General features: G+C 30.5%; 10 protein-coding genes. 7 read left to right on the top strand and 3 right to left on the bottom strand.

What is annotated here, in order from left to right; translation table 11 throughout:
• Positions 1-158: 158 nt before the first annotated feature.
• Positions 159-1,598 carry an NAD(P)/FAD-dependent oxidoreductase gene (locus RCG18_RS27785; RefSeq protein WP_308039205.1) on the top strand — a complete coding sequence of 480 codons (1,440 nt, stop codon included), beginning with the start codon at positions 159-161 and terminating at the stop codon, positions 1,596-1,598.
• A gap of 614 nt (positions 1,599-2,212) precedes the next feature.
• Positions 2,213-4,183, top strand: coding sequence for an endonuclease MutS2 (locus tag RCG18_RS27780; protein ID WP_308039204.1), 1,971 nt, complete (start codon positions 2,213-2,215; stop codon positions 4,181-4,183).
• Between the two features lie 76 nt (positions 4,184-4,259).
• Here the strand turns inward: RCG18_RS27780 and RCG18_RS27775 are convergent, their stop codons facing one another.
• The gene (locus RCG18_RS27775) at positions 4,260-5,318 is read right to left on the bottom strand and encodes an HD-GYP domain-containing protein (protein ID WP_308039203.1); all 1,059 of its coding nucleotides are present in this window, start codon (positions 5,316-5,318) and stop codon (positions 4,260-4,262) included.
• A 484-nt stretch (positions 5,319-5,802) separates the two neighbouring features.
• On the opposite strand from RCG18_RS27775, the gene manA reads away from it, so the two are divergent.
• The 5 genes from manA (at position 5,803) to RCG18_RS27750 (ending at position 10,942) form a co-directional block, all read left to right on the top strand.
• Positions 5,803-6,744 (top strand): mannose-6-phosphate isomerase, class I, encoded by a 942-nt coding sequence (gene manA / locus RCG18_RS27770; RefSeq protein ID WP_308039202.1) that lies wholly within the window; start codon positions 5,803-5,805, stop codon positions 6,742-6,744.
• Positions 6,745-6,951: 207 nt separating this feature from the next.
• On the top strand, positions 6,952-7,410 hold the full coding sequence (locus RCG18_RS27765) for a fructose PTS transporter subunit IIA (protein WP_308039200.1): 459 nt from the start codon (positions 6,952-6,954) through the stop codon (positions 7,408-7,410).
• Between the two features lie 22 nt (positions 7,411-7,432).
• Entirely contained in the window at positions 7,433-8,491 is a 1,059-nt protein-coding gene (locus RCG18_RS27760) for a fructose-specific PTS transporter subunit EIIC (protein ID WP_308039199.1), read from the top strand.
• Positions 8,492-8,575: 84 nt separating this feature from the next.
• Positions 8,576-8,893: a PTS fructose-like transporter subunit IIB gene (locus tag RCG18_RS27755; protein ID WP_308039198.1), complete on the top strand. Its 318-nt coding sequence runs from the start codon at positions 8,576-8,578 to the stop codon at positions 8,891-8,893.
• Between the two features lie 84 nt (positions 8,894-8,977).
• Complete coding sequence (locus tag RCG18_RS27750; RefSeq protein ID WP_308039197.1) at positions 8,978-10,942, top strand: BglG family transcription antiterminator; 1,965 nt, start codon at positions 8,978-8,980, stop codon at positions 10,940-10,942.
• Between the two features lie 49 nt (positions 10,943-10,991).
• On the opposite strand, the gene RCG18_RS27745 is transcribed toward RCG18_RS27750, so the two are convergent.
• Entirely contained in the window at positions 10,992-11,678 is a 687-nt protein-coding gene (locus tag RCG18_RS27745) for a response regulator transcription factor (protein ID WP_308039196.1), read from the bottom strand.
• A gap of 40 nt (positions 11,679-11,718) precedes the next feature.
• Positions 11,719-12,900 carry a HAMP domain-containing sensor histidine kinase gene (locus RCG18_RS27740; protein ID WP_308039195.1) on the bottom strand — a complete coding sequence of 394 codons (1,182 nt, stop codon included), beginning with the start codon at positions 12,898-12,900 and terminating at the stop codon, positions 11,719-11,721.
• Positions 12,901-12,950 lie beyond the last annotated feature (50 nt).

Raw genomic sequence — 12,950 nt, 5'->3', positions numbered from 1 at the left:
TAGATTATATGTTATAATAAGTATAAAGTTATTAAATAATACAAGTTATCAACTAACAATATTGTCTTATTTATACATAATATCTAATGGTATTATAGCTTAAGAGGTGTAACCCTATAATTTTGTAAAAACTTAATTACAAGAATGGAGGGATTTCGATGTATGATGTAATAATAATTGGTGCTGGAGTAATAGGTGCTAACATTGCCAGAGAACTTTCAAAGTACAATCTTGATATTTGTGTTCTTGAAAAGGAGGAAGATGTGAGCTGCGGCTCATCTAAAGCCAATAGTGGTATAGTACATGGCGGATATTCAGACGAGCCTGGTACTTTAAAAGCTGAACTTTGTGTAAAAGGAAACAGAATGTTTGAACAGCTTGAAAAAGAATTAAACTTTGGCTACAGAGAAACCGGATCTTTAGTAATTGCTTTTTCCGATGATGAAAAGGAGCATTTGAAGAATCTTTATAGAGATGGTATTGACAATGGTGTAGGTGGATTGGAAATAATAGATGGTGCTGAAGTAAGAAAAATGGAACCATATTTAAGCAAAGAAGTAAAATGGGCTTTATATTGTAAAGATTCAGGAATATGTTCTCCCTATGAATTCACCATAGCTTTAGTTGAAAATGCTTTGGAAAATGGTGTGGAATTAAAATTAAATCATGAAGTTACAGCTATAGAAAAGCTAGAAAATACCTTTAAGGTTACAACTAATAAAGGAGTATTTGAAAGTAAATATATTATAAATGCATCAGGCGTTCACAGTGATAGAATTTCAAGAATGATAGGAGTAGATGATTTTAACATTATTCCGAGAAAAGGAGAATATGTTATATTTAATAAAGACCAATCTTATTTAGTAAAAAAAGTGATTTTTCAAGTTCCAACAGAAAAAGGTAAAGGTATACTGGTAACGGCTACTTATCATGGTAATCTTATGATAGGTCCAGATGCCCAACAGGTGACACATAGAGAAGATGTATCTACAGATGAAGACTCAATTAAGGCTATTGTTGAAACAGCTAAAAAATCTGTAAGTGATTTTGATATGAAAAAAGCATTAACTTCCTTTGCAGGGGTTAGGCCTACTAATACAAGAAAAGATTTTATAGTGGAAGAAACAAAAGTAAAAGGATTCCTAAATGTAACAGGCGATTCTCCAGGATTGACATCTTCACCTGCTATTGCTAAAAAGGTATTAGATATACTTAAAAATTCAGGATTAAATTTAGAAGAAAAGAAAGATTTTAAGCCTTATAGAAAACCTATTATAATTAAAAAAGATGAAGATTTTAATGGGGATGTTAATTCAAAGGAACCAGGTAAGCATATAATATGCAGATGTGAAAAAGTTACCGAAGCGGAGATTGTAGATGCATTAGAAAGAGGTATTAAAATAAAATCTATTGATGCTATTAAAAGACGTACAAGAGCCGGAATGGGAATGTGTCAAGGAGCTTTCTGCGGTCCAAGAGTAAGAGCTTTAATTGCAAAAACTTTAAGCATAAAAGAAGAGGAAGTTCCGCAAAGGGGAGGTAAATCTTCTGATCTTCATAATAGAGTAAAAAGGATTAATATCATGGAAATAAAGTAAGGTTAATGGAGAATGTTGTAATTTAGTAAAAATGTTACAAAAGTTCGATAAAAGCTATTGCAAAGGCCATAAATTTAAAATATAATGTAGATAACCTAATAAGGTTGTTAAACTAAAATAGCATTAGGAGTTTAGATATTAGCTCTATAATGTGATTAGATATTTAAATGTATCAAAAAAGGAGTATGTTTTATGATAGAGGTTGTTCTTAACTAACTAATTGAATAGTTTCGTCTAGAAGAAGTTGTTAAATAATCTGATTTAATCAGGTTTGTTTGCATTGCAATTCTTTTGGATGATTAGTTAAGAACAGGGAAGCAGATAAAATCAATAGGATATACTTGGGAGTAGTATACCGTGCTTTCAGCACGGTATTTTTATGCCCTTTACAGGATATCTTTACCTTTTTGATGATACATTTTTAGGCTGCAGGTGAACCCATGTTCATTTGCAGCCTTTTTGCGTTTAACTTTAGTAAGGAGTGATGTTTATGTCAAGTGTAGGAATCTTATTTTAATAAAATAAAGAGTAAATAATATAAGATTTGTCTGCATTCCAGGATATTAATATTAATTGGACATAGAAAAAATTAATAAAATTAGGAGGAATAAAAGTTGAATAATAATACTATTGAAATATTAGAATATAACAAAATAAAAGAGATAATTTGTGAATATGCTATTTCAGAGCCTGCTAAGAAAATTATAAAGAATTTAGAGCCTTCTGTAGACCTTAGAGAAATAGAGAACTGGATGAGAGAAACAACAGAGGCCAGAGCTATAGTAAATAGAAGCTCCAGTGTACCAATTCACAGTTTGACTGACATTGAAAAAATCATGTCTAAACTAGGTAAAGGGGCAGTGCTTAAACCAGAAGAACTTGTAGCAATATATGAGCTTCAAAAAGAGGGAGTGAGGCTTAAAAGATTTATGGAAGATAAGGAGATAGTTGCACCCATTGTTAGCAGCTATGCACAATCAATATATGAACTTAAAGAGTTAGAAGAAGAAATAGAAAGATGTATATATAGAAACAATGTTATTGATAAAGCAAGTAATGAACTAGCAAGAATTAGAAAGAAGATTGCTATAGCTGAAGATAGAGTTAAAACTAAGCTTGAGAATGTTCTGAAGAACTCTAATTATCGTAAATTTCTTCAAGATAACCTTATAAGTATGAGGAATGGCAGATATGTTATACCTATAAAAAGCGAATATAAAAGAGAAATACAAGGAAATGTTTTAGATAGCTCTGGAAGCGGGTCTACGGTATTTATAGAGCCTGTTGAGGTTCAGAAGGCTCAAGATGAATTAAATTTATTAAAAATACAAGAAGAAAATGAAGTGTATAGAATACTTTCAACAATAACTGTTATGGTAGAAGGCTACGAAAGAGAGCTATCAATAAATATTGAGACTATGGTTCACTATGACTTTATAATGGCTAAAGCTAAATATAGTAAGGCCATAGAGGGGAGCGCAGTAAAGATAAATGAAAGCAATTATATAAATATAAAGTGTGGAAAGCATCCTCTTATAGGAAGAGGTGCTGTGCCTTTAGATTTTACTATTGGAAGCGATTATAGAAGCCTTGTGATTACAGGTCCTAATACTGGAGGAAAAACAGTAGCGCTTAAAACAGTAGGACTTCTTACTATGATGGTTCAGACAGGGCTTCATGTACCTGTGGAGGAGGAAAGTGAATTTGCAGTATTTTATAATATTTTAGTAGATATAGGTGATGGCCAAAGCATTGAACAATCTCTTAGCACTTTCTCATCTCATATTAAAAATATTATATCTATAGTAGAGTGTTCTAATCCACGTACACTTGTTATATTAGATGAAGTTGGAGCAGGAACAGATCCAGGAGAAGGTATGGGAATAGCAGTAGCAGTGCTTCAAGATATATATGATAAGGGAGCAACTATATTAGCTACAACCCATTATAGCGAAATAAAGTATTATGCAGAAAATCAAGAAGGCTTTAAAAATGGATGTATGGAATTTGATATAAATACTCTGAAACCTTTATATAAATTAAAAATAGGTAAAGCAGGAGAGAGTAATGCTTTTTTAATAGCTTTAAGGCTTGGCATGAGAAAAGAAATTATAGAAAAAGCACATAAGGTTACTTACAAAGAACAAAAGGATTATTCTAGCTATATAAATTCTAAGAACATTATAGACTTAGAATTTAAAAATAAAGCTGATGAGTTAAAAGAAATTCATGAAAACAGAATAAAGGAGGTTAGAGATTCAGTATCTAAGAAAGCAAACCTAGAAAAAAGTAGGAAAGAGTCAAGATTTAAAATAGGAGACTGTGTTTATATAAGTACTATGAATTGTAAGGGTATTGTATGTGAACTTGAAAACAGCAAAGGCGAAGTGGGAGTTATGGTGATGAAGAAAAAACTTAAAATAAACCATAAAAGACTTTCATTGTATATTGATAAAAAGGAATTGTACCCTGAAGATTATGATTTTGATATCATATTTGAAAGCAAAGAAAATAGAAAGAAAAAACATGTTATGGAAAGAAAGTATGTTAAAGGTATGAAAATTGAGTTGAAAAAGAAAGAGTAGTAAAAATAATTGAAAATAAACTCAAACATATTTAAAAAAACTATGTTTGAGTTTATTTTGTATTTTTAACTAAATATTAAACAACTAATTTTTGAACATGTAAATTTTTATCTTTTTTTAAGTCAAGGAATCCACTATCGCTAAGTAAAAGTGGCCTTGTTAAGTCATTTATGTGGATTTGAATAATCTTACAAGAGCGATTATCGTTTAGTATCACATTTTCACCCATATAGTAATTTATTATGTGGTTTAAAAACATAGTACAATAGTGGCAATCAAGTTTTGTAAGGCTTTCCTCTTGAATAATTTTTAAAGATTCTAAAGGGCCCTTAATTTCTTCAGAATATCTGTTAGAACTAACCTCGTCAAATAAATCCGCAATAGCTATTATTTTGGAGAACTTTGGGATTTTATCATCTTTAACATGTAGAGGATAACCAGACCCATCCATTCTTTCATGGTGCATAAGTATTGCACGACTTATAGAAGGGTCTATATTTGGAATCTGTTTAACAAAGTGATAACTTATGACAGGATGAGTTTTGAAAATCTCATATTCCTCAGAAGTAAAGTTAGTTGTTTTATCTAATATGTCCTTACTTATTTCCATTTTGCCAAAATCGTGCAATACCGCTGCATAAGTTAATAAAGACAATTCGTTTTCATCAAGTCCTAACAATTTGCCTAGTATAAAACTAATAGCCGCCACATTTACACTGTGTCTATAAATTGAGTCGTTTCCACTGCCATAAAAAACTATATTTTTTATAACTATTCCAGGTGCATTAAATTCCGCTTGAATTTTTTGTGAAAAAGTTTTTATCTCGTCCATTTTAGGTATCTTTAGAGTAGATATGCTATTAAATATACTTTCTAAATTTGAAGAAAATTCATTAAAGGTATTTTCAAGTTCTTGCACTGTTTTTATTTTAAGTTCTAAATCCTTATCAGAATCGCTATCTAAGTAAATGTCTACCTTATCGATGATATAGTTATTCTTAAGCTTATTTATAATTGATTCAGATATAGCAACATCTTTAGCTAGCAATATTTTGCCTTCAGAATATATATCCATAGATGATATCATACCTGGTTGTAATTCGCTGATTGGCAATGTTTTTTTTTCATATACCATATTAATTCACCTCATATATAACTAATAATTCTTTTAGAAAAGCTTTTTATATCTACAGTAATTTTGTACATGATTAAATATATTGTAAAACAAACTAAGCTAGTAGTATATTACATTTATGTATTTATTATCGTAATTTTTTTGAGTTTCTAAATAGAAATGTCACAAAAAAAGAATTTTGTTTAATTCTTGCTTAACTTATATTTAAAATGATATTTAAATTATTAAGAGTGATTTAAATACCACTGTCAGAAGACTGGAAAGTTTAGCTTCCTAGATTTTGGTGCTTTTCTTTATTTTATTCAATTTCATATTTAACTTTGAAAGCTGACTAGTGTAGTAATACCAGATTATGCTACAGGAAAATCTAATTATATACTTGCTTAACAATTTGATAACACTTTAAAAACATGGTTTAATAAAGAATAGAAAAATAGAATAGCAATATTATTAAATATATTTTAGATTATAGGAGGAGAAAGGTATGAAGGAAATTATTAGATTAGAACCTGTTTTTAAGTACAGAGTATGGGGAGGAAGAAAACTAAAAGAATATTTTGGGTATGATATACCAACAGATAAAACAGGGGAATGTTGGGCAATTTCTGCTCATAAAAATGGAGATTGTATAATAAAAAATGAAGAGTTCAAAGGGAAAACATTGTCATGGTTATATGAAAATCATAGAGAATATTTTGGAAACTTAACTAATAAAGAGTTTCCTTTATTAGTTAAGTTGATAGATGCATCTAATGATTTATCAATACAAGTTCATCCAAATGATGAATATGCATATTCAAAGGAAAATGGTCAGTTGGGGAAAACAGAGGCTTGGTATATTATAGATTGCAATGAAGATACAGTTTTAGAATATGGCCATAATGCAAATATAAAAGAAGAATTAGTTAATTACATTCAAGAAGGAAAGTGGAAGGAATTGTTAACATTTAAGCCTATAAAAAGAGGAGACTTTTTTTATATACCTTCAGGAACAGTGCATGCCATATGTAAGAATACCTTAATATATGAAATACAGCAATCTTCAGATTTAACATATCGTGTGTATGATTATGATAGAGTAGATGAAAATACTGGCGAAAAAAGAGAACTACATGTAGAAAAAGCTATAGACGTAATTAAAGTACCTTTTGGAGACGAGAATAATGTAAAACCAATAATTGAAAAGAAAGAGGGGTATGTAAAGACTCATTATGTTAACTCTGAGTATTTTAACACTGTAAAATTCGATGTGAAAGATAAAGCTCATATTAATTATAAGGCATTATTTTCACTAGTTACTATTATAGAGGGAAAAGGAACTTTAGATGGAGAAGAAATTAAAAAAGGTGATAACTTCGTAATACCATTTGGTTACAATGATTTTGAAATCAATGGAGACGTATCTTTTATAGTTTCAAGTATATAGTATCCAACAAAAAATGATTCAAGGCTATTAAAATAGCTTTGAATCATTTTTTTGTAAAGGAAGTATTAGAAGCGGTTAACTATCGAATAAAAATTTTTACCACATTATTGTGGTACTAACATTTTAAATTAGCCTAATTGAAATATGATAATATAGCATTACGGGAAAACAGACATCAAAAATATAGTTAAAGAAGGAGTTCAAATTATGAAAAAACTAATTGAAATTGATTTAGTAGAGCTAGATATTAAAGCAAAAAATAAAGAAGAAGCTATATTAAGTTTAGCAGAAAATCTATATAGGGCGGATAGACTTAATGATAAAGAAGAGTACGTAAAATGTGTTATGAGAAGGGAGGGGTTATCTACTACAGGTATAGGCTTTGGAGTAGCTATACCACATGGCAAAACCGATGCTGTAAAAGTACCAAGTTTATGTTTTGGTAGGTGTTTAGAAAAACTAGAATGGGAATCATTAGACGGAAAGCCTGTTGAAGTGGTATTTTTAATTGCAGTACCAGAAAAGGCAGCTCAGGATGAACATCTAAGAATATTAGCAGCTTTATCAAGAAAACTTATGAATGAAGATTTTAGAGATAAAATTTTCAAAATAGAGGATAAGGAAGAATTGCTAGAGTTGCTTGAAGGAATTATAGATAACAAGTAATGAAATATTAAGGAGGGATATTATGAAAAATGAATTAAAAAATTTAAGGGGTTATTTAATGACAGGAGTATCTCACATGATACCAATAATAGTAATAGGTGGGGTGTTAATAGCTGCATCTATCGCTCTTAGTGGGGTAAAGGCAGGTACCGGTGCAAATGTTACAAATCCCATTCTGAAGGATGTATTAAATATAGGAGCTAAGGCCTTTGGGTTAATGGTTCCTGTTTTAGCAGGATATATTGCTTTTGGTATAGCTGATAGACCAGGACTTGCACCAGGCCTTGTAGGTGGTGCATTAGCAAGTGAAATTGGAGCAGGATTTTTAGGCGGTATTGTAGCTGGTTTTGTGGCAGGATATACAGCAAAATGGATAAAGTCATGGAAGGTTCCAGCGCAGATAAGAGCAATAATGCCTATATTTGTAATTCCCCTTTTGAGTGCATTAGTGGTTGGTGCAGTTATGTATACAATAGGAGCTCCTATAAGCAATCTTATGAAGGCGATGACAGCTGGCCTAAAGAACATGGGTTCAGCAAATTCGGTACTTCTTGCAGTAATAATGGGATCAATGATAGCCTTTGACATGGGAGGACCAGTAAATAAAGTTGCATTTATGTTTGGATCATCAATGATTGCAGAGGGTGTATCTACAGTAATGGGCCCAGTGGCAGTAGCAATATGTATACCACCTCTTGCTATGGGGGTAGCTACACTATTAAAACCTAAGAAATATACTAAAGAAGAACAAGAAGCGGGTAAAGGTGCATTAGCTATGGGACTCATCGGTATAACAGAAGGTGCAATACCTTTTGCGGCATCAGATCCAATAAAGGTAATTCCTTCAATAGTAGCAGGATCTGCAGTTGGAGCAGCTATAGCAGCAATAGGTAAAGTAGCAGACCATGCTCCACATGGCGGCCCTATAGTGCTGCCAGTAGTAGATAACAAGATAATGTTTATAATAGCAATTCTAGTAGGCGTTGTTGTAGCAGCAACATTAGTAAACTTGTTGAAGAAAGAGGTTGTGGAAGAAACAAAAGAAGATGAAGATAATGTGGAATTTAATATAGAGTTTTAATAAAAATATAATACAGATGCAAAAATAATGTATAATTATAATTCAACAGTATTGTTATAATCAAAAGTAAAGGAGATAATAGAGATGAAGATATTAGGTGTAACAGCTTGTCCAACAGGGATTGCACATACTTATATGGCAGCAGAAGCTTTAGAAAAAGAAGCAAAATCAAGAGGATATGAAGTAAAAGTGGAAACGCAAGGGTCAATAGGAATAGAAAATGAAATAACAGAAAAAGATATAAGTGGTGCAGATGTGGTTATATTAACAAAAGATATAGCAATAAAAAATAAAGAGAGATTTAAGAATATACCTACAGTAAACGTTGGCATAGGAGATCTCATAAAGAAAACTTCAGCGCTACTTGATAAGATTGAAGAACATTTAAACAAAAATAAGTAAAAATACTTTAGCTTCCCAATGTTGTATCTAAAATATTGGGAAGCCAATTTCATTTTTATCAATATATGCAAAGGAGAAAACTTCATGGAGGATAGAATTGTAGAAATTACTAAAATACTACTTAAAAGTGAAGAAAACTTAACTATTGATAAAATAGCTGAAAAGATTAATGTATCAAATAAAACTATTAGGAATGATTTGAAAAAAGTACAGGAACTAATAGAGAAAAATGGACTAACTCTAATTAGAAAAACAGGTGTGGGAATAGGGGTTGATGGTTCTACAGAAAACAAAATTAATTTATTACAAAAAATAAAGGAAAAGCACAGCTATGTGGAGCCATGTTCTTCAGTTAACAGGAAACTTTATATATTAAAAAGACTTTTCACCGGTAAAAAAAGAGTGACCACTACCGAAATAGCGGAAGAGTTATATGTATCTGTTACTACTATTCATAAGGATTTAGAAGAAGTCCAAAAGTGGCTTGAAAATTTTAGTTTAACTTTAATAAAGAAAAGAAATCAAGGTATAGAAATTGAGGGGAAAGAAGAAGATTATAGAAGAGCTATTTCAGAAGTGCTTTCTCAAACTAAAAATATAGAAAAATCACAGCAATCATTTTTTACAGATTATAAAGGACGATTAGACTATAAAACAATATCTCAACTTAAAATGTTGATTAACATAGACTATGGAAAATTAGAAGAATTGTTGAAAATTGTAGAGATAAAGATGGATTTTTCATTTTCGCAGGAAGCATATATAAGCTTATTGATGCATATTGCTATATGCATCAAAAGGATTAAAGAAGGCTGTGATATTAGTTTATCAGAAAAAGTTTTAAATAATATATATAACACAAAAGAGTTTAGATATGCAAAAGATCTTAGTGAAGAAATAGAATCTCACTTTAATATAAAAATTCCGGAATCTGAAGTCGGATATATAACTCTTCATATATTAGGAAGTAAGATGCAGGAGAAGGATTTAGCATACTTTCCTTTAAATCAGGTAGAAGAGTTAAAATTAGAGGAAGAAATAGCAAAAAATATTATAGGTGTGGCAAGCAAATCTTTAAATATAGATTTTACTCAAGATAAAGCCTTTTTAAATGGATTGATACTGCATTTAAGGCCAACTATTAATAGACTAAAATATGGATTGAATTTAAAAAATCCCATGATTGATGATATAAAAGCTAATTATCCAGAAATATTTGGAGTAGCTTGGATGTGCAGTACTATATTTGAAAAATACTTAGATTTAAAAATTCCAGAGTCTGAAATAGGATATATTGCTCTTCATATAGGTGCCGCAGTTGAAAGAAATAAAAAAACTATAAAGACACTAGTAATATGTCACAGTGGAATAGGTACTTCACAGTTGATTTCTGCTAGACTTGAAAGGGCCTTTAAAGAGATAGAAACAATAGGCATTGTTTCTTCTGTAGATATTAAGAAAGAATTACTGGATAAATCAGATATGTTAATATCTACAGTACCTTTAGATATTAACAGGCCTATTATAGTTGTAAGCCCTCTTATGACAAAGGAGGATATAAAGAAGATAGAACAATATATTGAGCATAACTTTAATGAGATAGAAGGGGAAAAAAGAAGGTATATAAAGAAGGAGATTTTCTATAGAAGTAAGAGATTTAACAATAGGGAAGAAATTATTTATGATATGTGCAGAGTATTGCTAGAAAAACAATATATAAATGAAGATTTTGTTAATGATGTAATATCAAGAGAAAACTTGATGGCCACAGAAGTTGGAATGGAAATAGCTATTCCTCATGGAGAAGCAGAAAATGTTAAGGAATCTTGTATTGCTTTAACAGTATTAGAACATCCAATAAAGTGGCATAAGGAATATGTGAAATTTGTATTTATGCTTTGTATAAGTGAATGCGATAAAGTTAAAATGAAAAACATAATAAAGAATTTATACAAGCAAATGAATGACAGTGAATTTTTTGAAAAACTAAAAAATGACAAAAGCGTTAGCATAAACATTTTAAATGAGTTAGAGGAGAAATCATTATAGAAAAGATCTAGAGTGTCAGAGGATAAATCGTTTAGATTATCCTCTTTAATTATGAATTAAATCTATACCCTGTACCCCATATAGTTTCAATGTATTCAGGACTTCCAGAGTCTTTTTCTATCTTCTTTCTAATCTTTTGTATATGGACTGCTACAGTTGCTGTATCTCCACAATAATCCTCTGCCCAAATAGTATTAAAAAGTTGATCTTTACTAAAAACAATATTGGGATTTGAAGCTAGAAAGACTAATAACTCATACTCTTTTGTTGTGAGTATAACCTCTTTACCATTTACAAATACTTTATGAGAATGCGTTCTAATTTCTATAGCCTTGTGGCTGATAATCCCTGTAGCGGGTTTTTTCCCAGAAAGACGTTCATACCTTATTATGTGAGATCTTATTCTTGCAACTAATTCAGCAGGGCTGAAGGGTTTAGTCAAGTAGTCATCTGCACCAAAGCCCAAACCTCTTATTTTATCTATATCATCATTTTTGGCAGACACAATTATAATAGGAATTTCAAACTTATCTCTGACTTCCTTCACTATTTCATAGCCATCCTTACTAGGCAGCATTAAGTCTACTACTATAACATCGTAAATACCTAGTAGAGCTTTTTTTAAGCCTGACAATCCATCTTGTTCTATATCCACTTTGTATCCATTTAGTTGAAGATAATCTCTTTCTAATTCAGCAATATTGTTGTCATCTTCAATTATCAAAACCTGTTTCATAAAAACCGTTCCCTTCTTGTTTCATGATATCTCATACAATTTATGAAGCTGCTAGGGGAAGTTCTATTGTAAAAGTGCTGCCTTTTGTTAAGATACTTGAAACATAAATCGTTCCACCATGAGCTTCTATCAATTCTTTGGAGATTGCTAGACCAAGTCCTGTACTCATAAAATCTTTTGTTCTTTCTGTATCTATACGATAAAATCTATCAAATACATAAGGAAGTTTATCTTCTGATATGCCAGGGCCATTGTCACTGATGTCAATTTTTATATATTCTCTTTCTTTACTTAATTCTACAGAGAGAGTTAGATTTTCGTTTTGACCATATTTAATTGCATTACCTATAATATTTCTGATAGCTTGATATATCCTTTTTCCATCTATATTAACTTCGGATTCTTTTTCAATTTTATCAATAAAATTAAAATTGATATTTTTTTCTCCTAAAACAAATCTAAACTCTTCCATCATATCTTCCATGAAAGGCTTTATTCTTACTTTTTCAAATTTAAAGTTAAGCTTTTGCATATCTAGCTTTGAAAATAAAAACAAATCATCGATTAGCCTGTTTATATAGTCAATATTACTATGAATTGTTCTAAGATAGCTTTTGGTTGTATTAGGAGAGTCAGCTATTCCATCTAGTATGGCTTCAACATATCCGTTTATCGAGGTAATTGGGGTTTTTAAATCATGAGATATGTTTGCTATTAGTGTCTTCCTATTTTCTTCATATTCTTTTTTTAGCTTTTCACCTTGTTGTAGTTTCTTAGCCATTTCATTAAATTCATCTATTAAAATGCCAATTTCATTATAAACACTTTTTTCAATTCTTACTTCGTAGTTTCCCTTAGCAATTTCTTCTACCCCGGCTTTTAATTCTTCAATAGGTTTCATTATTTTTTTTTCTAATCTTGCATATATGTATAAATGTGCAATTTCTTTAACAGTAAATATTGTTGCGAAAAGTATAGTTATAAATTTGAGACCTACTACCTTAAAGATTAGGTAAATTATAAATATATTAATAACCAAAGCAGCAGGGCGCAACCATGTTAAATATTTATGGCACAGATAAAATTCATTTTTATGCTTTTGGTGTTTTTGATGAATATTATAGTAATGTTTGTGTTTCATGCCATGTAATTCATGAGCTCTACGATGAAATTCATGCCACTCTTTGTGAGATTTGTTTTTATTGTTTCTCCAAACGCTCATAGCCATCACCTTTTAAATTTAATTATATTAATATTACCACAATACCTTTT

Origin of the sequence: Clostridium sp. OS1-26 (assembly GCF_030915445.1) — a bacterium.
Taxonomy (GTDB): Bacteria; Bacillota; Clostridia; order Clostridiales; family Clostridiaceae; genus Clostridium_AM.
Note: the sequence above shows the minus strand (reverse complement) of the source record. Positions and strands in the feature narration are given on the sequence as shown.

Bases quoted from the DNA above. Each gene is read 5' to 3' on its own strand.
- RCG18_RS27785 (WP_308039205.1), top strand. From the start codon at position 159: ATGTATGATGTAATAATAATTGGTGCTGGAGTAATAGGTGCTAACATT.
- RCG18_RS27775 (WP_308039203.1), bottom strand. From the start codon at position 5,318: ATGGTATATGAAAAAAAAACATTGCCAATCAGCGAATTACAACCAGGT.
- manA (WP_308039202.1), top strand. From the start codon at position 5,803: ATGAAGGAAATTATTAGATTAGAACCTGTTTTTAAGTACAGAGTATGG.
- RCG18_RS27765 (WP_308039200.1), top strand. From the start codon at position 6,952: ATGAAAAAACTAATTGAAATTGATTTAGTAGAGCTAGATATTAAAGCA.
- RCG18_RS27760 (WP_308039199.1), top strand. From the start codon at position 7,433: ATGAAAAATGAATTAAAAAATTTAAGGGGTTATTTAATGACAGGAGTA.
- RCG18_RS27755 (WP_308039198.1), top strand. From the start codon at position 8,576: ATGAAGATATTAGGTGTAACAGCTTGTCCAACAGGGATTGCACATACT.
- RCG18_RS27750 (WP_308039197.1), top strand. From the start codon at position 8,978: ATGGAGGATAGAATTGTAGAAATTACTAAAATACTACTTAAAAGTGAA.
- RCG18_RS27745 (WP_308039196.1), bottom strand. From the start codon at position 11,678: ATGAAACAGGTTTTGATAATTGAAGATGACAACAATATTGCTGAATTA.
- RCG18_RS27740 (WP_308039195.1), bottom strand. From the start codon at position 12,900: ATGAGCGTTTGGAGAAACAATAAAAACAAATCTCACAAAGAGTGGCAT.